This window comes from Micromonospora sp. NBRC 110037 (assembly GCF_001652995.1).
Lineage (GTDB): Bacteria > Actinomycetota > Actinomycetes > Mycobacteriales > Micromonosporaceae > Micromonospora > Micromonospora chalcea.
The window spans coordinates 243,823-270,449 of record NZ_BBVA01000009.1 but is presented as its reverse complement, the minus strand read 5'-3'; the positions used below and the strand labels follow the sequence as shown (position 1 = coordinate 270,449).

Annotated in this window: 22 protein-coding genes; 15 read left to right on the top strand and 7 right to left on the bottom strand. The window is 74.4% G+C overall.

Annotated elements, in window-relative coordinates; translation table 11 throughout:
- The first annotated feature begins 74 nt into the window (after positions 1–74).
- Positions 75–5,021: a WG repeat-containing protein gene (locus A4R25_RS32125; RefSeq protein ID WP_304441238.1), complete on the top strand. Its 4,947-nt coding sequence runs from the start codon at positions 75–77 to the stop codon at positions 5,019–5,021.
- 61 nt (positions 5,022–5,082) lie between these two features.
- Positions 5,083–6,081 carry an aldo/keto reductase family protein gene (locus A4R25_RS25220; protein WP_030500117.1) on the top strand — a complete coding sequence of 333 codons (999 nt, stop codon included), beginning with the start codon at positions 5,083–5,085 and terminating at the stop codon, positions 6,079–6,081.
- A 51-nt stretch (positions 6,082–6,132) separates the two neighbouring features.
- Here A4R25_RS25220 and A4R25_RS25215 read toward each other — a convergent pair whose 3' ends face one another.
- Together A4R25_RS25215 and A4R25_RS25210 are read right to left on the bottom strand one after the other, a co-directional pair.
- Entirely contained in the window at positions 6,133–6,927 is a 795-nt protein-coding gene (locus A4R25_RS25215; protein ID WP_043329346.1) for a site-2 protease family protein, read from the bottom strand.
- Positions 6,924–7,124: a hypothetical protein gene (locus A4R25_RS25210; protein WP_043329344.1), complete on the bottom strand. Its 201-nt coding sequence runs from the start codon at positions 7,122–7,124 to the stop codon at positions 6,924–6,926. Before A4R25_RS25210 ends, A4R25_RS25215 begins: the two co-directional genes overlap by 4 nt.
- 175 nt (positions 7,125–7,299) lie before the next feature.
- Between A4R25_RS25210 and A4R25_RS25205 the strand changes: the two genes are divergently transcribed.
- From A4R25_RS25205 to A4R25_RS25190, 4 genes are all read left to right on the top strand, one after another.
- A complete protein-coding gene (locus tag A4R25_RS25205; protein ID WP_064448305.1) occupies positions 7,300–7,509 on the top strand; it encodes a hypothetical protein in 210 nt (69 codons plus the stop codon).
- Positions 7,510–7,557: 48 nt separating this feature from the next.
- Complete coding sequence (locus A4R25_RS25200) at positions 7,558–9,543, top strand: bifunctional adenosylcobinamide kinase/adenosylcobinamide-phosphate guanylyltransferase (RefSeq protein WP_064448304.1); 1,986 nt, start codon at positions 7,558–7,560, stop codon at positions 9,541–9,543.
- Complete coding sequence (cobS, locus tag A4R25_RS25195; RefSeq protein WP_064448303.1) at positions 9,533–10,306, top strand: adenosylcobinamide-GDP ribazoletransferase; 774 nt, start codon at positions 9,533–9,535, stop codon at positions 10,304–10,306. The genes A4R25_RS25200 and cobS overlap by 11 nt, the downstream gene beginning before the upstream one ends.
- A gap of 63 nt (positions 10,307–10,369) precedes the next feature.
- Positions 10,370–11,659, top strand: coding sequence for a DUF2314 domain-containing protein (locus A4R25_RS25190; RefSeq protein ID WP_064448302.1), 1,290 nt, complete (start codon positions 10,370–10,372; stop codon positions 11,657–11,659).
- Between the two features lie 42 nt (positions 11,660–11,701).
- Here the strand turns inward: A4R25_RS25190 and gcvT are convergent, their stop codons facing one another.
- Entirely contained in the window at positions 11,702–12,826 is a 1,125-nt protein-coding gene (gene gcvT / locus A4R25_RS25185) for a glycine cleavage system aminomethyltransferase GcvT (RefSeq protein WP_064448301.1), read from the bottom strand.
- Between the two features lie 166 nt (positions 12,827–12,992).
- Here gcvT and A4R25_RS25180 point away from each other — a divergent pair, with 166 nt between their 5' ends.
- Positions 12,993–14,561: a leucyl aminopeptidase gene (locus tag A4R25_RS25180; RefSeq protein WP_064448300.1), complete on the top strand. Its 1,569-nt coding sequence runs from the start codon at positions 12,993–12,995 to the stop codon at positions 14,559–14,561.
- Positions 14,562–14,635: 74 nt separating this feature from the next.
- Here A4R25_RS25180 and A4R25_RS25175 read toward each other — a convergent pair whose 3' ends face one another.
- Complete coding sequence (locus A4R25_RS25175; RefSeq protein WP_064448299.1) at positions 14,636–14,965, bottom strand: hypothetical protein; 330 nt, start codon at positions 14,963–14,965, stop codon at positions 14,636–14,638.
- A 178-nt stretch (positions 14,966–15,143) separates the two neighbouring features.
- Here A4R25_RS25175 and lpdA point away from each other — a divergent pair, with 178 nt between their 5' ends.
- Complete coding sequence (gene lpdA / locus A4R25_RS25170; RefSeq protein WP_043329337.1) at positions 15,144–16,535, top strand: dihydrolipoyl dehydrogenase; 1,392 nt, start codon at positions 15,144–15,146, stop codon at positions 16,533–16,535.
- Between the two features lie 65 nt (positions 16,536–16,600).
- Positions 16,601–18,427, top strand: coding sequence for a 2-oxoglutarate dehydrogenase, E2 component, dihydrolipoamide succinyltransferase (gene sucB / locus A4R25_RS25165; RefSeq protein ID WP_064448298.1), 1,827 nt, complete (start codon positions 16,601–16,603; stop codon positions 18,425–18,427).
- A 61-nt stretch (positions 18,428–18,488) separates the two neighbouring features.
- Here sucB and A4R25_RS25160 read toward each other — a convergent pair whose 3' ends face one another.
- Entirely contained in the window at positions 18,489–19,433 is a 945-nt protein-coding gene (locus tag A4R25_RS25160; protein WP_043329336.1) for an SDR family NAD(P)-dependent oxidoreductase, read from the bottom strand.
- 148 nt (positions 19,434–19,581) lie between these two features.
- On the opposite strand from A4R25_RS25160, the gene A4R25_RS25155 reads away from it, so the two are divergent.
- The 5 genes from A4R25_RS25155 to A4R25_RS25135 all read left to right on the top strand — a co-directional run bounded on the left by A4R25_RS25155 (position 19,582) and on the right by A4R25_RS25135 (position 24,518).
- Entirely contained in the window at positions 19,582–20,148 is a 567-nt protein-coding gene (locus A4R25_RS25155; protein ID WP_064448297.1) for a TetR/AcrR family transcriptional regulator, read from the top strand.
- 44 nt (positions 20,149–20,192) lie between these two features.
- Entirely contained in the window at positions 20,193–21,527 is a 1,335-nt protein-coding gene (locus tag A4R25_RS25150; RefSeq protein ID WP_043329334.1) for a low temperature requirement protein A, read from the top strand.
- A gap of 73 nt (positions 21,528–21,600) precedes the next feature.
- Complete coding sequence (locus tag A4R25_RS25145) at positions 21,601–22,479, top strand: oxidoreductase (protein ID WP_064448296.1); 879 nt, start codon at positions 21,601–21,603, stop codon at positions 22,477–22,479.
- Between the two features lie 69 nt (positions 22,480–22,548).
- Complete coding sequence (locus A4R25_RS25140; protein WP_064448295.1) at positions 22,549–23,496, top strand: LLM class flavin-dependent oxidoreductase; 948 nt, start codon at positions 22,549–22,551, stop codon at positions 23,494–23,496.
- Between the two features lie 11 nt (positions 23,497–23,507).
- Positions 23,508–24,518, top strand: a complete 1,011-nt coding sequence (locus A4R25_RS25135) for an aldo/keto reductase (protein WP_064448294.1) — start codon at positions 23,508–23,510, stop codon at positions 24,516–24,518.
- 31 nt (positions 24,519–24,549) lie between these two features.
- Here the strand turns inward: A4R25_RS25135 and A4R25_RS25130 are convergent, their stop codons facing one another.
- A complete protein-coding gene (locus A4R25_RS25130; protein WP_064448293.1) occupies positions 24,550–25,098 on the bottom strand; it encodes a PIN domain-containing protein in 549 nt (182 codons plus the stop codon).
- 11 nt (positions 25,099–25,109) lie between these two features.
- Positions 25,110–25,580 carry a helix-turn-helix domain-containing protein gene (locus A4R25_RS25125; protein WP_043331068.1) on the bottom strand — a complete coding sequence of 157 codons (471 nt, stop codon included), beginning with the start codon at positions 25,578–25,580 and terminating at the stop codon, positions 25,110–25,112.
- A gap of 124 nt (positions 25,581–25,704) precedes the next feature.
- On the opposite strand from A4R25_RS25125, the gene A4R25_RS25120 reads away from it, so the two are divergent.
- The gene (locus A4R25_RS25120) at positions 25,705–26,604 is read left to right on the top strand and encodes a TIGR01777 family oxidoreductase (protein ID WP_043329328.1); all 900 of its coding nucleotides are present in this window, start codon (positions 25,705–25,707) and stop codon (positions 26,602–26,604) included.
- Positions 26,605–26,627: the final 23 nt, after the last annotated feature.

The following is a 26,627-nucleotide window of genomic DNA, read 5'->3' as shown; positions in this document are numbered from 1 at the left end:
GGTGACACCGCCGTGAGCGAGCGACGCGAGCCGGCCCCGGGGCCGTCCCGCGCGAGCGGCCGGAGGGGTTGCCGATGAGTGGCTGGGGGAGCTGGCGCGAGCCGGCCGAACCGGCCTGGGCCGCCGAGCCCACCCACGAGTGGCAGCCGCAGTTCCCGGGGCAGCGCTACCCGGGTGACATCGGCATCGAGAACCTGACGCCGCGCCGCCGTACCGTGGTCGGCCGCGCCGAGGTACGCCCGGTCAGCCCCGCGCCCGACGCCGACCCGTACCCGGTCAGCCCAGCAGGCGCGCACCCGGTCAGCCCGGCCGGGTTCCACCCCGTCAGTCCCGCGCCCGACACCGATCCGTATCCGGTCAGCCCGGCCGGCGCGAACCCGGTCAGTCCCGCCGGATTCCACCCGGTCAGCCCGGCAGGTCCGCACGGCCCGCACCCCGCCGGCCCGGTGGGTCCCGCGGGTCCGCGCGACGCGTACCCCGTCAGTCCGGCCGGCCCACGCGGCACATACCCGACCAGTCCAGCCGGCCCACGCGGCACGTACCCGACCAGTCCAGCCGGCCCACGCGGCACGTACCCGACCGGTCCCGCCGGTCCGCGCGGGGCCGAGCAGCCGGGGTCCGGCGGTCCACGCGGTGGCGGCCCGGCCGGTCCGGCCACGTCCCGCGGGGCGTACCCGGCCGGGCCCACGGATCACGGCGGCCAGCGCCCTGCCGGCAGCCCTCCGGACGACCGCCGCGGGCACCCCGCGGACGGGCGGCGGCCCTGGCCGGAGGATCGGCGCCGCACCGGCCCGCCCACGCCGCCCGAGCAGCGGCTCGACCAACGCTGGGTACGCCCCGAGGCCGCACCGCGCCGGCCGTCCCAGCCCGGCTGGATGCCGGAGCCGAACGAGTTCCCGCACCATGGCGAGCGCCGGGCCGACCGCCCGCACCAGGCCGACGGACGCCGCGCCCCGGTCGAGGGCCCGCCTGCCGTGTCGGAACAGCGGTGGGGCTCGGCGTCCGACGCGCGGCGGGACCACTCCCCCGCCGGGCGCCGCGAGTCCATGCCCGACGGACGCCGCGACCGCTTCCCGGACGAGCGCCGGGAGCCGCCGTCCGACGGGCGGCGTGACCACGGCGCCGGGCGCCCGGCCGATCGGCGCGACGACGCCGTGCCGCCGCTGGAGCGGGGCGCGGCCGGGTGGGGCCAGCCGGGCCGGGACGGTTGGCGCGGCACCGACGGTGACGGCTGGCGTGACCCGAGCCGGCGTCCCCCGGCGGAGCGGCGTGAGCCGGTGGACGGCCGGCCCTTGGCAGACGGACGTGCGCCGGGCCGGGAGGCCGCCGCGTACCCGGAGACCCAGCGCCGGGCGCCCGAGAACGGGCCTCCGCAGACCGAGCCCGACCGGTACGGCGCACCGCGTCCCGGCGCCGACCAGCGGTGGCAGGGTCAGCGCCCGCCGGTCGACCGGTCCCGCCCGCACCAGGGCGAGTGGCCCATCATCGAGCCGCGGCCCCGTCCCGAGACGGACACGCGCCGGCCGGACGAACGGCAGCGCCCACCCGTGGAGCGGCCGGCGCCGCAGCGGTACCCGATGCCGCCGTCCGACGCCACCCGGCCGCCCACCGCAATGCCCCGTCCCGAGCCCAGTCGGCCACAGCCGGATGCCGCCGCCCGCCCCGAGACCCGTGCCCCGCAGTGGCCGGTGCGGCCGGACGAGCGCAGGTCGGCACCGCCCGACGAGCGCAGGTCGGCGCCGCCGGTGCAGTGGCCGGTGCGGCCGGCCGGTCACCCGCCGCCCCGGGTCGTCGACGGCCGGGAGACGGCACCTGTCGAGCCGGCCGCACACACCCGTCCCGATGACCGTCCCCGGGTCGCCCCGGTACGGCCCGATCCGGTGCCGCCGCCGGCCACGCCCGGGCGTTCCGGGGAGGGCTCGGCCGCGCCTCGGACCGGCGACACCCCGCGTCCGGCACCTCCTGCGCCGCAGGCCGGCGTGCCCGTCGCGGACGCTCCCGTTTCCGGAGCGCTCGCCCCCGCCGCGCCGCAGGCCGACATGCCTGGCGCGGGCAGCCCCGCTTCCGGCGCGGTCACCCCCGTTCCGCCTCCTTCCGACGCGCACGTCTCCCGTGCGCCCACGTCCGGAGCGCCCACTTCTGGAGCGCAGCGGCCGGGTGGCGCGGCACCGACGGACCGGAGCGAGGGCGCGGCCCGGCCCACGCCGTCGCAGGACGGGACCGCCGAGCGTCACGGCCCGCCTTCTTCCGACCCGGTGAACACGGCGCAACCCGCGAGGGCTCGCCCGGCACCGCCTGCCTACTCCGGTTCCGTGCCCGCACAGCAGACCGCGGGCAGGCCGCCCGTACCCACACCGGCCGAGCAGCAATCCGACGTCAGGCCCGCCGACTCGGTGGAGCACCCGGCCCCGATCGCGCCCCGGCCAGTCGTGGAGAGCGGCGCCATCGGCGAGCCAGAGGCCGGACCGGACGCCGAGGCCAAGCCGTCGGATGTGGATGCCGGTCGACGGCGCGAGTCCGAGGTGGAGGCTCCGTCCACGTCGGCCCCTGACACCGACCGGCCCTACGCCGACGCCAGTGCCCGTCCCGCGCCCGGCACAGGACGGACGGAAACCGGCCCGGCTGTCGACCGGACCGGCGAGCCATCGGAGCGAGCCGAGCACCCCCGCCCGGGGGCGACAACCGCTCCGCCCTCCCCGGCCACGGACTCCGGCGCCGAGGCATGGTTCCGTCCCAGCCAGCCCGCCGCCCCCGCCCAGACACCGGAACCGCCGGAGATCTTGGAAGATTCCGGCCCCCCTGGGGGCCATTTCGTACCAGGATCTCCGGCAGACCGGGCCCAGCCGGCGACGATTCGTACCCCCGAGGTGGCCGAGGCCGGGTCCGGTACCGGCTCGACGCCGCCCGCTACCGGCGTCACCACGCCATCCGACGCCGCAACCAGCGACGCCACACCGAGCGCCCCTGCCGCCACCGACATCAGCACCAACGCAAACACCGACACCGACGAATCCACGAGCACCGCGGACCCGGCGGCCGGACACCTGGACACACCGGACGGGACCGCTTCCGGCGGGGAGAACGCGGGCAACCGCATGCCCGCCACCGGCACGTCCGCCGACACCGGAAGCGGCCGGCCGGTCACCGACGCCGAGCCGCCGGTCACTGTGGATGCCGGGCAGGACGCCACGGATTCAGAGGCTGGCGGCGGGAGCCAGACAGCCGGCGAGCCGGGCGGGGCCGGTCACGTCGAGGAACCGGCCACCACACCGGAGCCGACCGGCAGCATCCGGGCCGACGCCGACCGCGCCGACATCACCGCCTCGCCACTGGAGTCTCCGGGCAGCCGAGCCGAAGCCGACCTCACGAGCATCGCGACCCCGCAATCGGCACCCGCCGGCATCGAGCCCGCCGGCATCACGATCCCGCAGCCACAGGCCGCCGACACCCCGGCCACCGCGCCCGGCGAGGACTCCGACGGCGAGACCGCACCGACCGGTGACCCGGACCGCGCCCCCGCCGAGCCCGCGGCCGGCGGCAAGCCCGCACCTCACACCGACACCACAACCGTCGACCCGGAGCACGACCGCGAGCCCGCACCACCCGAGCCCGCCGACGAGCCGACCGCTCAGACCGACGACGCGCCGACTCCCCGTACCGAAGAAGCGGACACCGAAGCGGACGCCGAACCGGCCGGACCGCCGCCGCCCCCGGCGGACCCGGAGCAGGCCCTCGCCGCGGTCGGCTGGCGGCTGGATCCGCGTACGCTGCGCGAGGAGGCGCCCGATCCGGCGCAGTTGCGGCTGATCCGGGACGGCCTGACCGGCAAGCTCGACACCACACTGGACAACCGTGGCCGGGCCCGGCTGCTGAGCCTGCGCGCGGTGGCGTCGCGGATCCTCGGCGACCTGGACGACGCGCTCGGGGACGCGCGGCTGGCAGTCACGTACGCGGAGACGACGGGTGAGCTGCGGCGTACCGCGTTGGCCCGGGCCCGTCTCGCGGAGGCGCTGCGGTGGCGGGGTGACCACGCGGAGGCCGACCGGCTCTTCGCCGAGACGAACTCGCCGGAGCTGCCGGACCCGCTGCGCGCGTTGCTGCACGAGCACGCCGGGCGGAGCTGCTACGACCAGGGACGGCTGACCGAGGCGTGCCTGCACTTCGAGCGGGCGCTGGACCTGCGCCACGGCGAGGACGCGGCGATGAACGCGCGCGTCGAGGTGGCGCTGGACGCGGTCGCGGAGCGGGCCGCCGCCGACGGTTTCGGTCCGGCGCCGCGCCGGCCCGAGGAGGTGCTCGGCGCGCCGCGTCTCCCGGTGGCGACGTTCGACGAGGAGCAGCAGCTCTGGGGGTACGCGAACGCCGACGGCGAGATGGTGATCGCGCACCGGTACGCCGAGGTGCAGCCGTTCCACGAAGGGCTGGCCTGGGTACGCCGTCCGGAGGCGTCCCGCTGGGCGCTGATCGACACGTCCGGCGCGGCGCTGATCGAGGCGAACAACGGCTACCGGGCGGTGGGCGCCTTCTCCGAGGGGCTGTCCTGGGTGTCGATGGACGGCAAGGGCCGCTGGATGGCCGTGGACCGGATGAACATCGTGCGGATCCCGCCCGGGTACGAGGAGGTCAGGTCGTTCCGCAACGGACTGGCGGCGGTACGGCAGAACGGCGGCTGGGGCGCGGTGGACCTCACCGGCGAGGTGGTGGTGCCGACCCGGTACCACGGTCTCGGCACGCCGCTGGCCGACGGACGGAAGGTGGACGGGTTCACCGCCGACGGCCTGGCCGTGGTCGAGCTGGCCGGCCGCCGGGGCGTGGTGGACCGCGCCGGGCGGGTGGTGGTCACGCCGGCGTACCCGACTGTGGTGGTGCATCCGGTGGCGTTCATGGTCGCCACGGAGTCGGGCCGGTGGGGCGCGCTGGACCGGCGCGGCGACCCGCTCATCGACCCGGTGCATCCCGGCCGCGCGGCGGTGGTAGCGGAGATCGACCGTCTGCTCGCCGACGCCAGCCCGGTGCTCTGACCCGCGCCCGGCGGGGAGCGCCGGACGGCGGTCGCCACCGGGCAGGACTAGGGTCGGGAGCATGGAATTCCGTCACCTGGGCCGCTCCGGCCTGATGGTCAGCGAGATCTCGTACGGCAACTGGATCACCCACGGCTCACAGGTCGAGGAGGACGCCGCGCTCGCGTGCGTCCGCGCCGCTCTCGACAGCGGCATCACCACGTTCGACACCGCCGACGTGTACGCCGGCACCCGGGCCGAGTCGGTGCTCGGCCGCGCGCTCAAGGGTGAGCGCCGGGAAGGGCTGGAGATCTTCACCAAGGTCTACTGGCCGACCGGGCCGGGCCGCAACGACAGGGGCCTGTCCCGCAAGCACATCATGGAGTCGATCGACGGCTCGCTGCGCCGCCTGCAGACCGACCACGTCGACCTCTACCAGGCCCACCGGTACGACTACAGCACGCCGCTGGAGGAGACGATGGAGGCCTTCGCCGACGTCGTACGCTCCGGCAAGGCGCACTACATCGGCGTCTCCGAGTGGAAGGCGTCGCAGCTGCGCGAGGCGCACGCGCTCGCCCGTGAGCTGCGCATCCCGCTGATCTCCAACCAGCCGCAGTACTCGATGCTGTGGCGGGTCATCGAGACCGAGGTGATCCCGGCCAGCGAGGAGCTGGGCATCGGTCAGATCGTCTGGTCGCCGATGGCGCAGGGCGTGTTGTCCGGCAAGTACCTGCCGGGCCAGCCGCCGCCGGCCGGCTCCCGCGCCACCGACGAGAAGTCCGGCGCGAACTTCATCGCGCGGTTCCTCAACGACGACGTGCTCACCCGGGTGCAGCGGCTCAAGCCGCTGGCCGAGCAGGCCGGGCTGACGATGGCGCAGCTCGCCGTCGCGTGGGTGCTGCAGAACCCGAACGTCGCCTCGGCGATCGTCGGCGCGTCCCGGCCCGAGCAGGTGCACGACAACGTGAAGGCGGCGGGCGTGAAGCTCGACGCCGACCTGCTGAAGGCGATCGACGAGATCGTCGAGCCGGTCACCGAGCGGGACCCGGCGAAGACCGAGAGCCCGGCGCAGCGTCCGTGACGTCGCGTCGTTCCCGGGCCGGCTCGCTCCGGCCCGGGAACGGCCGGTCGGCTACTGCCAGAAGCGGATCAGGGCGTAGCCGATCTGGTACAGCTCCCGCGGCAGCCCGAGCGCGTCGCCGACGGCGAACACCGCGCCGAAGAACGCCCGGTTGATCTGCGGGCTCCACAGCAGCGCGAACAGCAGGATGAAGCCGTACGGGGCGAACAGGTCGTACATCCGCCGGTAGGCGGGGCTGAGCCAGGGCTGGAGCATGTTGCCGCCGTCCAGGCCCGGTACCGGCAGCAGGTTGAGCACGCTGGCGGTGAGCTGGAGGAACGCGAGCAGCCCGACACCGGCCCAGAACTCCAGCGGCCCGCCCAGCTCGGGGCCCCACGCCACCGCGGCCACCAGCACCAGCGTGAACAGCACGTTTGTGGCCGGCCCGGCCAGGCTGACCAGCGTGTGCCGCAGCCGCCCCGGGATGGCGTGCCGGTCCACCCAGACCGCGCCGCCGGGCAGGCCGATGCCGCCGAGCAGCACCACGACCACCGGCAGCACGATCGACAGCAGCGGGCTGGTGTACTTCAGCGGGTTGAGCGTCAGGTAGCCCCGGTGGGCGATGTCCCGGTCACCGGCCCGGTACGCGACCACGGCGTGGGCGTACTCGTGCAGGCACAGTGAGACCAGCCAGCCGGAGACCACGAAGAGGAACACGTCGAACCGGACGTTGCCGTACCGGTTCCAGGCCATCACCCCGCTGGCCACGAAGAGCGCGACCAGGGCCAGGAAGATCGGGCTCGGCCGGAACGCCGCCCGGGGCACGCCGAGGACCAGCGGCTCGCCGGGACGGTCGTAGCCGGTCATTCGGCCGGGGGTTGCAGGCTCATCCGGTAGTCCACCCGGTCGTCCTCGACCAGCACGACGGTGGTGACGCCGGATGCCGCGAGCTCCCGCCAGGTCTGGCCGATCCACGACTCGGCGTCCGCCTGGCTCGTGAACGACTCGTCCGGCCCGTCGACCGCGTCGCCGTTCGTGCCCTCGTACCGCCAGCTCCACGCCATGCCGCGTCTCCCCTCGCCGCCGTCGTCCCGCAGGACGCCAAACCTCCGCAAGCCTAGTCGCCCGCCCACGACGCTTCACCCCTCGACCGGCGCGGGCCGACGCGCGGGTGCCCGCAAGGTTCGGCCGTCACCAGCGGGGTATCCACGCCGGACGTCGTCAGCGAGGGAGGACACCATGCGGCCGTTGCGGGAGATGGACACCGAGGAGATACGGGCGATGGCGGTACGCGGCGGCATCGAGGCGGCCCACGAGATGGACCGGGAGGAGCTGCTCGACGCGCTTCTCGCCCGCCCCGGCGAGGGAGCCTGGCAGGAGGATCCGAAGCCGGGTGACGTGAATCCCAACGACTATCGCTTCGAGGCCCCCGAGCGCCGACCGCGATGAGCCACCTCTCACTGCCCCGCCGGGGCGGCGGCATCTAAGGTACGGGGCATGTCCGTTGACGGGTGGCACACCCTCCTGGTGCTCGGCGGTATCCGCTCCGGCAAGTCCGAGATCGCCGAGTCGCTGGTCGCCGACGCGCCCACGGTCCGGTACGTGGCGACCGCCCCGGCCGGGGATCCCGAGGACACCGAGTGGGCGGCCCGCCTCGCGACGCACCGCGCCCGCCGGCCGGGGAGCTGGACCACCGAGGAGACGGCCGCGAACCCGGGCCGACTGGTCGAGGTGATCGCCGCCGCCGGGCCGAACGAGACGCTGCTCGTGGACGACCTGGGCGGCTGGGTGACGGTGCTGCTCGACCCGGCCCACCAGCCGGCCGACGACACCGCCACGATCGCCGAGCTGGCCGCGGCGGTGCGCTCCAGCACCGCCCGGCTGGTGCTGGTCAGCCCCGAGGTGGGCCTGTCCCTGGTGCCCACCACGCCGCTCGGCCGGGCGTTCACTGACGCGCTCGGCGCCGCCAACCGCGCGGTCGCCGACGCCTGCGACGCGGTCGCGCTGGTGGTCGCCGGTCAGACCACATGGCTCAAGCCGGCCGCCCCCGCGCACACCGTGCCGCCCGCCGGCACGTCGCCCGAGGCCGGGCCGAGCCGCGACGCGGCACCCCAGGTCGCGACATCCTGGGCCACGGCACCCCGGCCCGCGCCGGACCAGGCCGCGCCGACCGGAGCCGCCGCGAGCCGGACCGCGCCGGCTCAGGCCGTACCGGCCGACCTCGGCGCCGGGGACGTGACGCTGCCCGAGGTACTCACCCCGGCCGCCGCCCCGCTGCCCGCCCCGGCCACGTCCGACGAGCCCGGCACGGGCGACTGGGCCGCCCCCACCATGGCGCTGCCGATGATCGCCACCGGCCTGGTGATCCAGCCGGGCATGGAACTGCCGATGCCGGATGACTACACCGGTCCGCAGGCGGTCGACCGGCTCGCCACGCTCGACCTTCCCGGCGCCGGTCTGGGCGTGCTGGAGCAGGTGGTCGGCTTCGCGGCCGCCACCCAGGGCACCTCGATGCCGCGGCCGTGGGACTCGGTGCGCGTACTGCTGATCCAGGGCGACCACGAAGGCGGCGTGTCGGCCGGCGCGGCGGCCGGTGAGTCGGCCCGCCGGGCCCGGCAGGCCCGCGCCGGCCGGGGCGCGCTGGCCCGGCTGGCCGCCGAGAACCGCGCCGACCTGCAGATCGTCGAGGCGCCCACGTCGGCGCCGATCGAGGACCGCCCGGCCCTGCCCGGCGACGAGGTCGAGGCGGCGCTGCGCTACGGCTGGCGGCTCGCCGAGCAGGCCGCCGACGCGGGGGTGCAGTTGCTGGTGCTCGCCGCGTGCGGTGCGGGCGCCGAGGCCGCCGCCGCGGCGGTGCTCGCGGCCACCGCGGGCGCGGAGCCGCCCACCGTGCTCGGCCGCGTGATCACCGAGCAGGGCGAGATCGACGACACCGCCTGGATGGTCCGCTGCGCGGCGGTACGGGACGCGCTGCACCGCACCCGCCGCTCGTCCCGCGAGGCCAAGGACATCCTGGCCGAGCTGGGTGGCGGCGACATCGCGCTGGCCACCGGCGTCCTGCTGGGCGCCACCGCCCGTAAGGTGCCGGTGCTGCTGGACGGCCCGGTCGGCACCGCCGCCGCCATGGTCAGCCGCGACCTGGCCGGGCAGGCGCGGCACTGGTGCCTGCTGCCCGACCACGGCGGCCGTCCGGGCGTGCGGCTGGCCGCCGACGTGCTCGGCCTGACCCCGCTGGTGGACCTGCGGCTCGACCTGGGCGAGGGGGCGACCGCGCTGGCCGCGCTGCCGCTGCTGCGCTCCGCGCTGACGCTCGCCGCCACGCTGCCGGCGCATCCGTCGCTGGGCGGCCCCGACGACGACGGCGACACCGGCGACGGCCGGACCGGCGACGAACCGGACTTCGCCGAGCCGGAGCCGGCCGGGCCGGGACCGACCACGATCGGGTCCGACGAGCCGGTCTCCCCCGGCCGACGTGCCGACTGAGGCGCGGCTCGCCGACGGCATCCGGCTGGCGCTCACCACGTTCACCACCGCACCGGTACGCGCCGGCCGGGTCGACCGGGCCGCCGCCGGCACCGCGATGGCGCTCGCCCCGCTGGTCGGCGCGCTGCTCGGCGCCGTACTCGGCGGGGCGCTGCTGCTCACCGGCGCGCTCGCGCCACCGCTCGTCGCCGCCGTGGTCACGGTGGGGCTGGGCGCGCTGCTCACCCGGGGGCTGCACCTGGACGGGCTGGCCGACACCGTGGACGCGCTCGGCTCGTACCGGCGTGGTCCGGCCGCGCTGAAGATCATGAAGCAGCCGGACGTCGGCCCGTTCGGGGTGGTCGCGCTGGTGGTCGTACTCCTGCTCCAGAGCGCGGTGCTCGCGGAGCTGGCCGGGCGGGACGCGCTCGCCGCGTTCGCCGCCGTGGTCGCCGCCACCGCGGCCGGGCGGCTCGCCGTCGGCCTGGCCTGCCGGCGCGGCGTGCCGGCCGCGCGGCCGGAGGGCCTGGGCGCGCTCGTGGCCGGCACCGTCGGGTGGGGCGCGCTGGCGCTCGGCGCGGTCGCCGTCGCGCTGGCGGCCGTGCCCGCGGCGCCGGACCGTCCGTGGCAGGGGCCGATCGCCGTGCTCGGCGCGCTCGCCGTCGCGGCCGGGCTGCTCCGGCACCTGGTACGCCGCTTCGGCGGCATCACCGGCGACGTGCTCGGGGCGCTCGTGGAGATCGTCACCACGCTGTCCTACCTGGGACTGGTGCTGACCGGCTGAGCGTCACCGGTCCGGGCGGGTAGCGTTCGGGGCGAGTGCACCGGCGCGGTCGAGGGGGACGGCATGCTCATCACGGACGACTTCCTGCCGGTACCGGTGCCCGAGTCGCTCGACGCGACCTATCTGGTGCCGATCACCGGCCTGCCCAAGGTGAGCCCGAAGACCGCAGTGGAAGGGCTGGCCGGGCGGCTCGCCGAGCCGGTGCACGGGCTGGCCAAGCAGATGCTCGACAGCCCGCTGATGACCGTCGACACCCGTACCGTCGACGAGTTCCCCGAGCTGCCGCCGGACCTGCTCACCGCGTTCGGCGCCACCGAGGAGCAACTGGCCCGGCTGGCCGCCGCCACCCACCTGGTGGTGGTGCAGGCCGAGTACCGGCCGGGCTGGCCGCCCGCGCACGAGTGGGCCGCCCGCGCGGTGGCCGCGGCGGTCGCCGAGACGGTCGGCGGGGACGTGGTGGACGTCTTCGGGCTCCAGTTCCTCGACCCGGCGGCGGCGCTGCGCTCGCTGCCCGACGAGCAGGGCCGGATCCGGCTCGTCGACTGGGTGCTGGTGCCCTACTCCTCGGACTCCGACGGGCTGTGGTTCACCACGAAGGGGCTGCGCCGGTTCGGGCTGCTGGAGTTGCAGGCCCAGGGCGTGCCGGACCACCTGACCCGGGCGTGGGGCGCGGTGATGACCGGCGCGGCCCGGCGGCTGCTGCGGGACTGGACCGACGGGCTCGCCGGTGAGGAGGTGCCGGCGTTCGTGCAGCTTCCCGTGCTGGCCACGGTGACCGGGCACGACATCGCCGTGGCGTACGGCAATCCGGAGCAGCACGGCGCGACCGCACCGGTGCTGCTGCGGCTGGAGCTGGACCCGGCCACCGACCCGGACGCCGACTCGTTCCTGAGCCTCAACCCGCCGCCCGGGCATCCGGGTCCGCCCGGCCGCTACTTCGCCGCCGCCTGCGCGACGCTGTTCAACGGCATCCAGCCGGACGTGCGCTACACCCGCACCGGGGACGCGATGAGCCGCGCGGTGGAGACCGCCCGGGAGGCGCTCGGCGACATCCGGGCCCGGTTCCTGGCCGGGCGGCTGCCCGAGGAGAGCCAGCTCGTGGTCAAGTACGGGCTGCCCGGCGACGACGGCCCCGAGTACGTCTGGGCCGGGGTGACCTCGTGGGAGAGCCCGGAACGGATCGTCGGCGCGAGCGCCAGCGACGCCAACACCGACCCGAACGTACGGATCGGCTCCCCCGTGGTGGTGGAGGCGTCGGACGTGGTCGACTGGGCGGTGCTGGACGGCACCGGCGTGCTGGAGGGCGGCTGGACGCAGGCAGTCCTCGACGCCGGGGAGCGCGGCGAGGACTGACCCGCGCGGCTCAGCGCGCCGAGCGCCGATCCGCCTCCGGCCTCAGCGCACCGAGGGCTTGACGAACGGCGGCCGGGTCAGGCGCATCCGGGCACGGCGGCCCCGGATGTCCACCTCCAGCTCCTCGCCGTCGGCCAGCTTCGGGTCGGTGTCGACGAGCGCCAGCGCGACGCCGTGCTTGAGCGTCGGGCTGAACGTGCCGCTGGTGACGGTGCCGACCTGCCGGTCGCCCGAGTACACGGCCATGCCGGGGCGCGGGATGGCCCGGTCGACAGCGGTCAGGCCGCGCAGCGTACGGGCGGGTCCGGCGGCCTTCTCGGCGCGCAGCGCGTCGCGGCCCCAGAACGCCGGCTTGTCCCAGCCCACCGCCCAGCCGGAGCGGCCCTGCACCGGGGTGATCTCCGGGGACAGGTCCTGCCCGTGCAGCGGGTAGCCCATCTCGGTGCGCAGCGTGTCCCGGGCGGCCAGGCCGCAGGCGCGGACGTCGCCGGCTGCGGCGAAGAGCGCGTCCCAGACGGCGACCGCGTGCTCGGACGCCACGACCAGCTCGTAGCCCAGCTCGCCGGTGTAGCCGGTGCGGCACACGGTCAGCTCCACCCCGTCGAGCGTGGCGGTGGAGAAGCTCATGTAGTCGTGCCCGGTGGGCAGGCCGAGCGCGCCCAGCAGGTCCGCCGAGCGCGGGCCCTGGACGGCGAGCACCGCGTACGCCTCGTGCTCGTCGGTGACGGTGACACCGGCGGGCGCGGCGGCGCGCAGCCGGCGGGCCACCTCGGCGGTGTTCGCGGCGTTGGGGATCAGGAAGACGTGGTCGTCGGCGTGCAGGTAGGCGATGATGTCGTCCACCACGCCGCCGGTGGCGTCGTCGCAGCAGAGCGTGTACTGCGCCTGACCGGGAGCGATCCGGCCGAGGTCGTTGGTGAGGCAGGCGTTGACGAAGTCCGCCGCGCCCGGCCCGGTGACCCGGATCTTGCCCAGGTGCGAGACGTCGAACACGCCGACGCCCTCACGGACGGCGGTGTGCTCCTTGAGCACGCCGCCACCGGCGTACTCCAGCGGCATCTGCCAGCCCCCGAAGGGGGCGAACTTCGCGCCGAGCGCGGTGTGCCGCTCGTGCAGCGGGGAGCGGCGCAGCCGGGTCTCGGCGGCGTCGGAGGTCACCTCGGTCATGGGTGGCAACTTACCGGCCGCGACGACTGTGGTTAGCATCGGCGGGATCCCGTCGGCGCGCATCGGCGGGACACCCACGCCTTCCGGCGGGTAGGTTGCCGCCGGAGACACCTTCACCGCCGGTACGCGACGACGCGGCCGGCCCGGCCCGCCCGGAGTAGCTTTCGTGACATCGCCCCGCACCACCCTCAGCCTGGTCGACACCGACCCCGCCGAACTCGCCGTCGACGCGATCGTGATCGGCGTGCACAGCCAGACCACCGAGCCGGGCAGCGGCGCACCCGCCCACGCCCTGCTGCTGGCCACCGGCGGGGAGAGCATCGCCGCCGCGTTCGACGGAAAGCTGACCGAGACGCTGGCCCTGCTCGGCGCGACAGGTGGCCCGGGCGAGGTGATCAAGTTGGCCACGCTGGGCACCGTGACCGCCCCGCTGGTCGTGGCCGTCGGCCTCGGCCCGGAGCCCTCGGGCGCCGCTCCGGCCCCGGAGTCGCTGCGCCGGGCCGCCGGCGCCGCCGTACGGGCGCTGGCCGGCGCGGCGCGCGTCGCCCTGGCCCTGCCCCTGCCCGACGACGCCGACGCCCCGGCCGCGCTGCGCGCGGTCGCCGAGGGCGCGCTGCTGGGCGGCTACCGGTTCGCCGGCTACAAGACCAAGCCGCAGCCGGCCCGCCGTGAGCCGGTGGCCGAGGTGCTGGTGGCGGTGCCGGACGCGGCCGACGCGACCGCCCAGGCCGAGGTCGCGCGGGCGCAGGCGGTGGCCGGCGCGGTGCGGACCAGCCGGGACTGGGTGAACACCGCGCCGAACGAGCTGCGTCCCCCGGCGTTCGCCGACGCCGTCTCCGCCGCCGCCCGCGAGGCGGGGCTGGAGGTCGAGGTGCTGGACGAGGCGGCGCTCAAGGCCGGTGGCTACGGCGGCATCCTCGCCGTCGGCCAGGGCTCCGAGGCCCCGCCGCGGCTGGTGAAGCTCACCTGGACGCCGGAGGGCGGCGGCAACGGCAAGCGGGTCGCGCTGGTCGGCAAGGGCATCACGTTCGACACCGGCGGCATCTCGATCAAGCCGGCGCAGGGCATGTGGGAGATGAAGTCGGACATGGCCGGCGCGGCGGCGGTCGGCGCGGCCATGCTGGCGATCGCGGCGCTCAAGCCGTCGGTCACCGTCACCGGCTACCTGCCGATGGCGGAGAACATGCCGTCGGGCGCCAGCTACCGGCCGGGCGACGTGATCAGCATGTTCAACGGCAAGAAGGTGGAGGTGCTGAACACCGACGCCGAGGGCCGGATGGTGCTGGCCGACGCGATGGCGCGGGCCTGCGCGGACGGCGCGGACTACCTGTTCGAGACCTCCACGCTGACCGGCGGGCAGGTGATCGCGCTGGGCAAGCGGATCGCCGGTGTGATGGGCACCCCGGAGCTGTGCGAGCGGGTGCGGGTGGCCGGTGACGCGACCGGTGAGCCGGCCTGGCCGATGCCGCTGCCGGACGACGTGCGCAAGGGCATGGAGTCGGACGTCGCGGACATCTCGCAGGTCAACGCCGGGATGGACCGGGCCGGGCACATGCTGCAGGGCGGCGTGTTCCTGCGCGAATTCGTCACCGACGACGTGGCGTGGGCGCACATCGACATCGCCGGTCCGGGTTACCACTCGGGCGAGGCGACCGGCTACTGGACCAAGGGCGGCACCGGCGTGCCGGTGCGCACGCTCGTGCACCTGGTCGAGGACGTCGCCACCAACGGCTGACGTGTAAGGAAGGGCCCCTTCTTAACGCCTGGCGTTGTAGAAGGGGCCCTTTTTAACACCCGCGCGCAGACAGCTCAGTACAGCTCGGGACGACGCTTGCGGCGTTCGTTGTAGTCGCGCATGCGCTGCGGATAGCCCATCAGCCGCACGTCGTAGATCGGGATGGCGATCCGGTGCGCCCAGCGGCGGGCCTCGTCCGGCCCGCCCACGCGCCGCCGGGTCCACTCGCCGTCGTCGGCGATCAGCATGATTGTGGTCTCGGTGACCGTCGTACGGGGCTCGATGTACGCCTCGACGCCCTTACGGGTCCGGACGAAGTTCTCCAAGTGGTCCAGATCGGCGCGGTCGGCGGCACGGTCGCGGCTCGCCGGGGCGGCCCGCTTTCGTCGTCGGAACAACCCCACCGAATCCACTCCTCCCCCAAGCCGTCATCGAGGACGGTGCCAAGGGTACGTGTCACCGACGTGTCGTTGGGCACCTCGGTACGCGCCCGGTCCGTGGTGGTGACAAGATGACCGAGGTGGGGTGTGCCTGTTACTCCGCCGTAACCCCCGATGCAGTGACGCGACCTGGGAGTTGGATGTGAGCGAGCCGAACGACACGACCTTCGACATCGTCATCCTCGGAGGTGGTAGCGGCGGCTACGCGGCGGCGCTGCGTGCCGCCCAGCTGGACCTCTCCGTCGCCCTCATCGAGAAGAGCAAGCTCGGCGGGACGTGCCTGCACAACGGGTGCATCCCGACCAAGGCGCTGCTGCACGCCGCCGAGATCGCCGACCAGACCCGCGAGTCCGAGCAGTTCGGCGTGAAGGCCGAGCTGGTGGGCATCGACATGAAGGCGGTCAACTCGTACAAGGACGGCGTGATCTCGCGCCTGTACAAGGGCCTGCAGGGCCTGGTGGGCAGCAGCAAGAAGATCACCTTCGTGGCGGGCGCCGGCAAGCTGGTCGGCAAGAACGTCGTCGAGGTGGACGGCAAGCGCTACACCGGCCGTAACGTCGTGCTGGCCTCCGGCTCGTACGCGAAGAGCCTGCCCGGCCTGGACGTCGACGGCGAGCGGATCATCACCAGCGACCACGCCCTGACCCTGGACCGCGTGCCGTCCTCGGCGATCGTGCTCGGCGGCGGCGTGATCGGCGTCGAGTTCGCCAGCGTCTGGAAGTCCTTCGGCGTGGACGTGACCATCGTCGAGGCGCTGCCCCGCCTGGTCGCCGCCGAGGACGAGGAGTCGTCGAAGGCGCTGGAGCGGGCGTTCCGCAAGCGGAAGATCAACTTCAAGGTCGGCAAGCCGTTCGAGAAGGTCGAGAAGACCGACAAGGGCGTGAAGCTGACGATTCAGGGCGGCGACACGGTCGAGGCCGAGCTGCTGCTGGTCGCCGTGGGCCGCGGCCCGAACACCGCCGGCCTCGGCTACGAGGAGCAGGGCGTCAAGATGGACCGCGGTTACGTGCTGACCGACGAGCGGCTGCGCACCAGCGTGCCGAACGTCTACGCGGTCGGCGACATCGTGCCCGGCCTGCAGCTCGCCCACCGCGGCTTCCAGCAGGGCATCTTCGTCGCCGAGGAGATCGCCGGGAAGAGCCCGGCCGTGATCGACGAGGCCGGCATCCCGCGCGTGACGTACTGCGACCCGGAGCTGGCGTCGGTCGGCCTGACCGAGGCGAAGGCCAAGGAGCAGTACGGCGCCGACAAGATCAAGACGTACAACTACAACCTGGGCGGCAACGGCAAGAGCCAGATCCTCAAGACCGCGGGCCACGTGAAGCTGGTCCGGGTGGACGACGGCCCGGTGGTCGGCGTGCACATGGTCGGCGCCCGGGTCGGTGAGCTGATCGGCGAGGCGCAGCTCATCTACAACTGGGAGGCGTACCCGGCCGAGGTGGCGCAGCTCGTGCACGCCCACCCGACGCAGAACGAGGCTCTGGGCGAGGCGCACCTGGCCCTGGCCGGCAAGCCGCTGCACGCGCACGCCTGACACGACAACCGCGGCGTCCGGCGACGGGCGAGAATCCCACCAGGGAATGAAGGAGTCTGGAGAACATGCCGGTATCGGTCACCATGCCCCGGCTCGGCGAGAGCGTCACCGAGGGCACCGTCACGCGCTGGCTCAAGCAGGAGGGTGACACCGTCGAGGTCGACGAGCCCCTGCTCGAGGTGTCGACCGACAAGGTCGACACCGAGATCCCGTCCCCCGCGGCGGGCGTGCTGAGCCGGATCGTGGTCGGCGAGGACGAGACCGCCGAGGTCGGCAGCGAGCTGGCGGTCATCGCCGGTGAGGGCGAGGACGCGGGCGCGGCCCCGAAGCAGGAGGCCGAGCCGGCCACCGAGCCGACCGCCGCCGCCGAGGGCACCGGCCCCGAGCCGGAGCAGCAGGCCGAGGAGGCCGCCGCCGAGCCGGGCGCCGAGGCCGAGCAGCCGGCCGTCGAGGAGCCGGCCCAGCCGGCGGCGTCGTCGGGCGAGGGTACGCCGGTGACCATGCCGGCCCTGGGCGAGAGCGTCACCGAGGGCACCGTCACCCGCTGGCTCAAGCAGGTCGGTGAGACCGTCGAGGTGGACGAGCCGCTGCTGGAGGTCTCCACCGACAAGGTCGACACCGAGATCCCGTCGCCGGTCGCCGGCACGCTGCAGGAGATCAAGGTCGCCGAGGACGAGACCGCCGACGTCGGCGCCGTGCTGGCGATCGTCGGGGTGGCCGGTGCCGCGCCCGCGAAGGCGGAGCCGAAGCCGGAGCCCAAGGCCGAGGCGAAGCCCGAGCCCAAGCCGGAGCCGAAGGTCGAGGAGCCGACGCCGGGCGCGGCCTACAACGAGCCGGCCGCCGAGGCGGAGCAGGCCGCGCAGCCGGCCAAGGCCGAGGCGGCGGCCCAGCCGGCCGCGCCGGCCGCCACGCAGCGCCGGAGCGTTCCGGCCGAGCACGGCGAGGACTCCGCCGGGTACGTGACGCCGCTGGTGCGCAAGCTCGCCGCCGAGCACGGCGTGGACCTGGGCTCGGTCAAGGGCACCGGCGTGGGTGGCCGCATCCGCAAGCAGGACGTGCTGGAGGCGGCGGAGAAGGCGAAGGCCGCCAAGCCCGCGCCGACCGCCGCCGCTCCGGCCGCGAAGGCGGAGGCGCCGGCCCAGCCGGCCGCCAAGCCGCAGCCGAGCGCCAAGCGGGGTACGACGGAGAAGCTGCCGCGTATCCGGGCCACCATCGCCAAGCGGATGCAGCAGTCGCTGCACGAGACGGCCCAGCTGACCACCGTGGTCGAGGTGGACGTCACCCGGGTCGCGAAGCTGAGGGCGCGGGCGAAGGAGTCGTTCCAGGCCAAGCACGGCGTGAAGCTGTCGTTCCTGCCGTTCTTCGCGCTCGCCGCCGTCGAGGCGCTCCAGACGTACCCGATCGTCCAGGCCAGCATGGACCTGGAGGGCGGGACGATCACCTACCCGGCCGCGGAGCACCTGGGCATCGCCGTGGACACCGAGCGCGGCCTGCTCGTGCCGGTCATCCACAACGCCGGTGACCTGAACATGGGCGGCATCGCCAAGCGGATCGCCGACCTGGCCGAGCGCACCCGGGCCAACAAGATCACCCCGGACGAGATGGCCGGGGCGACGTTCACGCTCACCAACACCGGCAGCCGGGGCGCCCTGTTCGACACCCCGATCGTGCCGTCGCCGCAGTCGGCGATGCTCGGCACGGGCGCTGTGGTGAAGCGCCCGGTCGTGGTGAACGACCCGGAGCTGGGCGAGGTCGTGGCGATCCGGTCGATGGTCTACCTGGCCATGTCGTACGACCACCGGCTGATCGACGGCGCCGACGCGGCCCGTTTCCTCACCGCGGTGAAGGAGCGGCTGGAGGCCGGCAACTTCGAGGCCGAGCTGGGTCTGTAGATCCGAGACGGCGAGGGGGCGCGCGGCGACATGCCGTGCGCCCCCTTCGTCGTCAGCGGCCTCAGCCCTTCAGGTGCTCCTCGGATACCGTCCAGAGCTGCTCGGCGGCCTCCGGGTCCCGGGCGTACGGCGCCCAGCCGGTCCGCGTGCCCGGCTGGTTCGGCCCGGCCTCCTGGCAGTCCTCGAAGTACCGGCCGCCGACGCCGTCGAGCAGCGGTGAGGTGGCGACCAGCACCGAGGTCGCCGCGCCCTGCTCCGGGGTCTTGAACGAGGCCGCACCGCCACCGCTCTGCGCGCGCATCCGGGCCAACTCCTCCTCGGTGATGTAGCGCTGGAGGTTGGTCCGGATCGCGCCGGGCATCAGCGCGTTGGTCCAGATGCCGTCGTCGGCCCAGCGGCGGGTCGCCTCCACCGCGAACAGCACGTTCGCGGTCTTGGACTGCCCGTACGCCAGCCACGGGTCGTACGGCCGCTGCCGGAAGTGGATGTCGGAGAACTCCACCGGCGACCGCAGGTGGGCGGCCGAGCTGACCGAGACGATCCGCGCGCCACCGGCCGCGGCGAGCGCCGGGCGCAGTCCGGTGGCGAGCGCGAAGTGCCCGAGGTGGTTCGTGGCGAACTGCATCTCCCAGCCCTGCTCGGTACGCATCTCCGGGGAGGCCATGATCCCGGCGTTGTTGACGAGCATGTGCAGCGGCCCGTCCCAGTTCCGGACGAACGCGGCCACCGACGCGAGATCGTCCAGGTCGAGCGGGGCGACCAGGATCCGGTCGTTGCCGGTGGCGCCGGTGAGCTCGGCGGCGGCGCGCTGACCGGCCTCGGTGTTGCGGACGGCGAGGGTGACGTCCGCTCCGGCGGAGGCGAGCGCGCGGGCGGTCTCCACGCCGATCCCGGAGGCGCCGCCGGTGACGACGGCCCGCCGGCCGGTCAGGTCCAGGTCGCGGACCACTTCCAGGGCGGTGGTCTCGGAGTCGAACGGGGTCGTGACTGGTGTCGGGGTTGTCATGGTCCATCCTTGTCGACGGCGACGCGGACCGATGTCCGCCCGCTACGATGAGAAGCGGAGGATCCTCCGTTACTTGCTCAGCATAACCGGAGGAGACTCCGGTTACCACCGACCCGGGCCCGCGACCCGGTCGAGCCGAGGAGGAACCGTGCCCGACCGACCGCTGCGCGCCGACGCGCTGCGCAACCGGCAGCGCCTGCTGGACGCCGCGGTGCAGGCGTTTTCCCAGGCGGGCGCGGAGGTAACGCTCGACCGCGTCGCCAAGGAGGCCGGGGTCGGGATCGGCACGCTCTACCGCCACTTCCCCAGCCGGGAAGCGCTCATCGAGGCGGCGTACCGCAACGAGCTGGAGAAGCTCTGCGACGCCGCGTCGACGCTGCTCGCCACCCGGCCCGCCGACGTGGCGCTGCGCACGTGGATGGACCGGTTCGTCGACTACCTCGCCACCAAGCGGGGCATGGCCGACGCCCTGCGGCTGGTCATCGCCTCCGGCGCCAACCCGTACGCGCAGAGCCGCGACCTGCTGCTGGCCGCGCTCGGCGAACTCCTCGCCGCCGGCGCGGCGGCCGGTGCCGTACGCGCCGACGTGGCCGCCGCCGACGTGCTCGCCAGCCTCAGCGGGGTGTCCCTGGTGGCCGGCGAGCCGGACCAGCGCGCCCAGGCCGGACGCCTGCTCGACCTGCTGATGGACGGCCTGCGCCACCGGACGGGCTGACCGAATCGGCCACCCGGCCCGACCTGCGCTGACAGACTCGGCCGGTGGGCTCGAACCGGTGGCGGGGACGCCTGGGGCCGGCGGTGCCGGTGGCCCCGGGCGCCCGCGTCGACCGGTTCGAGATCTTCTTCGACCTGGTCTTCGTCTTCTCGTTCTTCATCATCACCCGGGCCACCGCCCTGCAGGTGACCGGCGGGGCGCTGCTGCACGCGCTGCTGGTCCTCGCCGTGCTCTGGTGGTCGTGGGTGGTGCACAGCGTGGTCGCCACCCGGGTACGCCTCGGCGAGGGCTTCGTCCCGGTGCTCATGACAGTCGGCATGGCCGCGCTGTTCACGTTCGCGCTGTCGCTGCCGCAGGCGTTCCGGGACCCGACCGGCAACGCGGCCGGGCCGATGGTCGCGGCGCTCAGCTACACCGTCCTGCGGTTGATCCACCTGCTGCTGTACCGGCACGCGGTCCGGGACAGCCCGAACGAGCGCCGGCAACTCCTCCGGTTCGCCCCGGAGTTGATCGGCAGCACCGCGCTGCTGCTGGTCGCCGCGCTGCTGCCGCCGAGGATCGACGACCTGTTCTCCGCGGCGGTGCTCCGCGACGTGCTGTGGGCGGTGGTCGTCCTGCTCCAGTACGGCACCGGCATCCTCGCCGGGACCTGGGGCTGGGGCGTCGCATCGGCCGAACACTGGACCGAGCGGTACGACCTGATCCTGATCATCGCGCTGGGCGAGTCCGTGATCTCGGTCGGCGTCGGCAGCAACCTGCTCGGCCAGCCGCCCACCTGGCCGGCCGTGACCGCGGCCGTGCTCGGCATCTTCTTCACCGCCGCGCTCTGGTGGGCGCACTACGACATGATCGGGCCGGCCGCCCGGATCGCGTTGCACGTCGCGCAGGACGGCCCCCGGGTGGCGATGGCCCGGGACGCGTACGCCTACCTGTTCCTGCCGATGATCGCGGGCATCATCCTGTTCGCGCTCGGCGCCGAGACGATAGTGCACGGCATCGCCGACCCGAACGTGCCGCCCAGCGAGCCGGGGCACGGGCCGAGCGTGCCGCTGCTGTTCGGCGGCGTGATCTGCTATCTCTGCGGCAACATGCTGTTCCAACTCCGTACCCTGCGCACGCTGAGCTGGACGCGGGTCGCGACGGCGTTGCTGCTCGGCCTGAGCATCCCGGTCGCGGAACGGGTGCCGGGGCTGGCCGCGCTGGGCATGCTCACCGCCATCACGGTGGGTATGGTGGCCGTCGAAGTGATCGTCTTCGACGAGGGCCGGCGGGCCCTGCGGAAGCTGGTCTTCGAGGAACGCGCCAGCCACGAGGCGCACGAGGCGGCCTGGCGGGCCCGCTGGCACGAACGGCCCGACGACCGCGACGAAGGCGAGTGAACCAGCGGCCCGCCGCCTCCGTGAAACCTGTCGGCCCCGCCGCGGGGCCACACCTGAGGGATACGGGGGCCACATGACCATCGACACCGTCCACGCCGGCGCGGCCGGCGCCTGGCAGCTCGGCGACCTGACCGTCAACCGGATGGGCCTGGGCGCGATGCGGCTGACCGCGAACGCCGACGGCAGCCCGAGCGACCGCGACCGGGCCGTCGCCGTGCTGCGCCGCGCCGTCGAGCTGGGCGTCAACCACATCGACACGGCCGCGTTCTACTTCTCGCCGCTGCGCTCGGCCAACGAGCTGATCAACCGGGCGCTGTGGCCGTACCCGGAGGATCTGGTCATCGTGACCAAGGTCGGGCCGGGCAAGGACCCGTCCGGGCAGTGGCTGCCGGCGGCCCGCCCGGACCAGCTGCGCGGGCAGGTGGAGGAGAACCTGCGCCAGCTCGGCCGCGACCACCTGGACGTGGTGAACCTGCGGGTGCACGGCCCGGAGCCGCTGTCCGAGCACTTCGGCGCGCTCGCCGAGCTGCGCGACGCCGGGCTGATCCGGCACCTCGGCGTCTCCGCCGTACGCCCGCACCAGGTCACCGAGGCGCGCGCCATCGCACCGGTGGTGTGTGTGCAGAACTCGTACGGCCTGGGCTACCGCCGTCAGCACGACGAGCTGATCCGTGACTGCGCCGCGCACGGCACCGCGTTCGTGCCGTTCTTCTCCCTCGTCACCAGCGGTCGGGAGGCCGGCGCGACCGGCGAGGAGCACCCGGAGGTGCTCGCGGTGGCCCGGGAGCACGGCGTGACGGCGGCCCAGGTCCGGCTGGCGTGGACGCTGGCCCGCGGCCCGAACGTGCTGGCCATCCCCGGCACCGGCGACCCGGCGCACCTGGAGCAGAACGTCGCCGCCGCCGCGCTGCGCCTCTCCCCCGCCGACCTGGCCCGCCTCGACGCCGTGTGACGTTCGGCCGTCGGCAGAATCGGCGCGCGCGGGGTGGCTCGCGGCCCGGCGCGCGCCGATGCTGAGGCGATGGCGACCTTCTCCGTACAGGCCCATCCCACCGACGCGGCGAGCTGGACCGAGCTGGCCCGCACCGTCGAGGCGGCCGGTTTCGACGCGCTGTTCGCCGCCGACCATCCGGGCGACTGCGCGTCGCCGTTCGTCGCGCTGGCCGCCGCCGGAGCCGTGACCAGCACGCTGGGCCTCGGCTCGTACGTCTCCAACGCCGCCGTCCGGGAACCGATCCTGCTCGCCGCCGACGTGGCCACGCTGGACGTGGTCTCCGGCGGGCGGGCCCGGCTCGGGCTCGGCGCCGGCCACACCCCGGCCGAGTGGCGGGCCGTCGGGCGCGAGCGCCCGGACGTCGCCGCCCGGGTCCGCCGCTGCGTCGCAGTGGCCGAGGCGGTACGGGCGCTGCTGGCCGGCGACGAGGTCACTGTGGACACCGAGGAGCTGACCGCGTACGCGGCACGCCTGCACCGGCCGCGCCCGGTGCAGGACCGGATCCCGCTGACCGTCGGCACGGCCAACTCGACGCTGCTGCGCTGGGCCGGGAAGCACGCCGACGTGGTCGGTCTGACCGGCTTCGGCCGTACCCTGGCCGACGGCCACCAGCACACCGTCCGGTGGCGGGCCGACCAGATCGAGGCGCAGCTCGCGCACGTCGCGGCCGGAGCGGACGGCCGGGAGACGCCGCCGGTGCTGGAGGCGCTGGTCCAGCACGTCGCGGTCACCGACGACGCCGAGGCGGCCGCCGCCACAACGGCCGCCGAGACCGGGCTCACCCCGGAGGAGGTGCTGGCCACCCCGTTCGTGCTGGCCGGCACGCCCGACGAGATCGTCGCGGCGGTGGCCGGGCACGAGCGCCGCTGGGGCGTCACCCATTTCGCGGTACGCGCCGACGCGGTGGCGCCGCTCGCGCCGCTGCTGCCCCGGCTGGCCGGAAAAGCGCTGGACTTCGAGCACACTCGAAAGTGAACACTGGGCGCATGACGACGACACGACGGCTGGGCCGCAGCGGCATCGAGGTCAGCGCGATCGGCATGGGTTGCTGGGCGATCGGCGGCCCGCTCTGGGACGGCACCCAACCGCTCGGCTGGGGCGAGGTGGACGACGACGAGTCGGTGCGTACCGTCCACCGGGCCCTCGACCTGGGCGCGACGCTGTTCGACACCTCCAGCAACTACGGCGCCGGGCACAGCGAGCGGGTACTCGGGCGCGCGCTGGCGGGCCGCCGGGACCGCGCGGTCATCGCGACCAAGTTCGGCTATCCCACCGACGAGGAGACCCGCCAGGCGCTCGGCGAGGACGCCAGTCCCGAGTACGCGCGGCGCAGCCTGGAGGGTTCGCTGCGCCGGCTCGGCACCGACCACGTCGACCTCTACCAGCTCCACCTGGGCGGTCTGCCGGTGCCACGGGCGCTGGACCTCGTCGGCACGCTGGAGGACCTGGTCGCGGAGGGGAAGATCCGGGCGTACGGCTGGAGCACCGACGACCCCGCCTCGGCGCGCGCCTTCGCCGAGGCGGGACCGCACTGCGCGGCGATCCAGCACGACCAGTCGGTGCTGCGGGACAACGCCGCCATGCTCGCGGTGTGCGCGGAGTTCGACCTGGCGAGCCTCAATCGAGGGCCGCTGGCGATGGGCCTGCTCACCGCGAAGTACCAGGACGCGCCGACCGCCCGGGGCGGCGACGACGTCCGCGGTGTGGCACCGGAGTGGCTGGACTGGTTCACCGGCGGCGTACCGCGCGCCGAGTGGGCGCAGCGGGTGGCCCGGGTCCGTGCGGCGCTGACCGCCGACGGCCGCACGCTCGCCCAGGGCGCGCTGGGCTGGCTGCTCGCCCGCAGCCCGCACACGCTGCCGATTCCCGGCTGCCGGACCGTCGCGCAGGCCGAGGAGAACCTGGGAGCGCTGGCGTACGGGCCGCTGCCGGAGGCGGCCTTCGCCGAGGTGGAACGCCTGCTCGCCGACCTGCGCACCGCCCCGGCCGACGCCTGACCGCTCTGTCCCGCCGCGGGGGGGGGCCGCCTCAGAGGTGCCGGCGGACCTCCGCGGCGAACCGGGGCAGGCCGGTGCGTCCCAGCAGTACGAGCAGACCCGGTACGGTCGTCGGCTCCCTGCGGTAGGCGGCCGCCTGGCGGTGCAGGACGTCCAGTGTCTGCCCCGGGTAGAGGTCCAGCTGGTCGAGCAGGAAGTCGTCCGGGTGCATCGCCACGATGTCGAAGGACTTGAGCGACGCCTCGGGAAAATCACCGACGTCGAACGTGACCAGCACTTCCGCGTTCGCCCGGACGGCGGCAGCCAGCACGTGCCGGTCCTTGGGATCGTTGGACATGCCGTCGATGAGCGACTCGTACCCGCTGACCATGGCGTCCGGGAACGCCTCGGACATCTGGCCGATCCGGCGGTCGACCCGCTCCTCCGCGATGCCTCGTGCGATCAGGTTGCGTCGCAGCTCGTCAAGGACGTCCCTGGACCAGAGGGGCCGGTAGGCGGCGACCTCGGCCAGCCGCAGCAGGGTGTCGCAGAGATGCGCCGGGTAGAGGACGCAGGTGTCGAGAAAAGCCGGGAACGCCACTCAGGTCACGCTCATCTCGTCCTGCGCGGTGTGGCCGTCGCGTCGTACAGGCCGTCTTCCTCGGCTTCGGCGGTCATCCGGTCGAGCGTCCGGCGGCGTGCCTGCCGGGTCCGCTCCTGGTAGTCGAGAACGTCCCGGAGCATGACTCGCCGGTGACGGCCGCGCATCGTGTGCGGCATCTCGCCCTCGGACAGCAACCGGACCAGCGTGGGCCGGGAGATGTTGAGCAGGTCTGCCGCCTCCTGGGTCGTCAGCATCGTGTTGTGCGGTGCGATGGAGATCGCAAGCCCTTCGGACAGTGCCGTCACCACGTCCCGCAGCACTCCGTACAACTCGTCGGGGATCTCGATCTCGGACCCGTCCGGCCCGACCAGCCTGGCCCGCGCACGACCGCTGGCGCTCCGCAGTTCGTGCACGAACCGGGCCAGCTCAGCCGGGTCGTCCGGAGGAAGGACGGTACGTTCACGCAGCGCGCTGCTCATGACCACAAGGGTATCGCTATTCGAAAAAAACGCAACGCGTTCAGCGCGCGTGACGGGTGGGCGTGACGAGTGAGTGATTTCGCTCCACGCATCCGAATAGCGCCGCGTACTCGAAGATGTGAGCATGCGGATCCTCATGGCCGGCGCGTCCGGTTTCCTCGGCACCCGACTGGTCGACTGCCTCACCGCGGACGGCCACCAGGTCACCCGCCTGGTCCGCCGCCCACCACGCACACCCGCCGAGCGCCAGTGGAACCCGTCCGCCGCGCAACTGGACCCGCAGTGCGTCGCCGAGGCGGACGCGGTGGTGAACCTGGCCGGGGCCGGGGTGGGCGACAAGCGCTGGAACGACGAGTACCGGAAGCTGATCCGGACCAGCCGCGTGGACAGCACCACCACGCTCGCCATCACGATCGCCGGTCTGCCCGCCGCGGACCGGCCCGCGGTGCTGCTGAACTCCTCGGCGGTCGGCTGGTACGGCAACACCGGTGACCGCGCGGTCACCGAGGAGGCGCCGGCCGGTGAGGGGTTCCTCGCCGACGTCTGCCGGGTGTGGGAGGCCGCGACCCGGCCGGCCGAGGACGCGGGCGTACGGGTGGTGCGGCTGCGTACCGGACTGCCGCTGCACCGCGACGGCGGCCTGCTCAAGCCGCAGCTGCTGCCGTTCCGGCTCGGCGTCGGCGGCAAGCTGGGAAACGGGCGGCAGTGGCTGCCGTGGATCTCGATGCGGGACTGGCTGAACGCGGCGACGTTCCTGCTCGACCGCGACGACGTGGCGGGCCCGGTCAACGTGGTCGGCCCGGCGCCGGTCACCAACGCCGAGTTCACCCGGGAACTCGCCCGTCAGCTGCACCGCCCCGCGATCATGCCGATCCCGGCGGTGGCGCTGAAGGTGGTGCTCGGCGGCTTCTCGCAGGAGGCGCTCACCAGCACCCGGGTGCTGCCGGGCGTACTCGACAAGTCCGGCTTTCCCTGGACGCATCCGGACCTGCCGGGCGCGCTGCGCGCCGCCCTCACGGAGTGAGCCCGCGAGGGCGGCGCGGCGTG

What these genes read in the sequence shown, in the direction of transcription:
- A4R25_RS32125 (WP_304441238.1), top strand. Translation starts at nt 75, where the DNA reads ATGAGTGGCTGGGGGAGCTGGCGCGAGCCGGCCGAACCGGCCTGGGCC.
- sucB (WP_064448298.1), top strand. Translation starts at nt 16,601, where the DNA reads ATGCCGGTATCGGTCACCATGCCCCGGCTCGGCGAGAGCGTCACCGAG.
- A4R25_RS25125 (WP_043331068.1), bottom strand. Translation starts at nt 25,580, where the DNA reads ATGAGCAGCGCGCTGCGTGAACGTACCGTCCTTCCTCCGGACGACCCG.
- A4R25_RS25205 (WP_064448305.1), top strand. Translation starts at nt 7,300, where the DNA reads ATGCGGCCGTTGCGGGAGATGGACACCGAGGAGATACGGGCGATGGCG.
- A4R25_RS25120 (WP_043329328.1), top strand. Translation starts at nt 25,705, where the DNA reads ATGCGGATCCTCATGGCCGGCGCGTCCGGTTTCCTCGGCACCCGACTG.
- A4R25_RS25200 (WP_064448304.1), top strand. Translation starts at nt 7,558, where the DNA reads ATGTCCGTTGACGGGTGGCACACCCTCCTGGTGCTCGGCGGTATCCGC.
- A4R25_RS25210 (WP_043329344.1), bottom strand. Translation starts at nt 7,124, where the DNA reads ATGGCGTGGAGCTGGCGGTACGAGGGCACGAACGGCGACGCGGTCGAC.
- A4R25_RS25140 (WP_064448295.1), top strand. Translation starts at nt 22,549, where the DNA reads ATGGCGACCTTCTCCGTACAGGCCCATCCCACCGACGCGGCGAGCTGG.
- A4R25_RS25220 (WP_030500117.1), top strand. Translation starts at nt 5,083, where the DNA reads ATGGAATTCCGTCACCTGGGCCGCTCCGGCCTGATGGTCAGCGAGATC.
- gcvT (WP_064448301.1), bottom strand. Translation starts at nt 12,826, where the DNA reads ATGACCGAGGTGACCTCCGACGCCGCCGAGACCCGGCTGCGCCGCTCC.
- A4R25_RS25145 (WP_064448296.1), top strand. Translation starts at nt 21,601, where the DNA reads ATGACCATCGACACCGTCCACGCCGGCGCGGCCGGCGCCTGGCAGCTC.
- A4R25_RS25190 (WP_064448302.1), top strand. Translation starts at nt 10,370, where the DNA reads ATGCTCATCACGGACGACTTCCTGCCGGTACCGGTGCCCGAGTCGCTC.
- A4R25_RS25160 (WP_043329336.1), bottom strand. Translation starts at nt 19,433, where the DNA reads ATGACAACCCCGACACCAGTCACGACCCCGTTCGACTCCGAGACCACC.
- A4R25_RS25135 (WP_064448294.1), top strand. Translation starts at nt 23,508, where the DNA reads ATGACGACGACACGACGGCTGGGCCGCAGCGGCATCGAGGTCAGCGCG.
- A4R25_RS25215 (WP_043329346.1), bottom strand. Translation starts at nt 6,927, where the DNA reads ATGACCGGCTACGACCGTCCCGGCGAGCCGCTGGTCCTCGGCGTGCCC.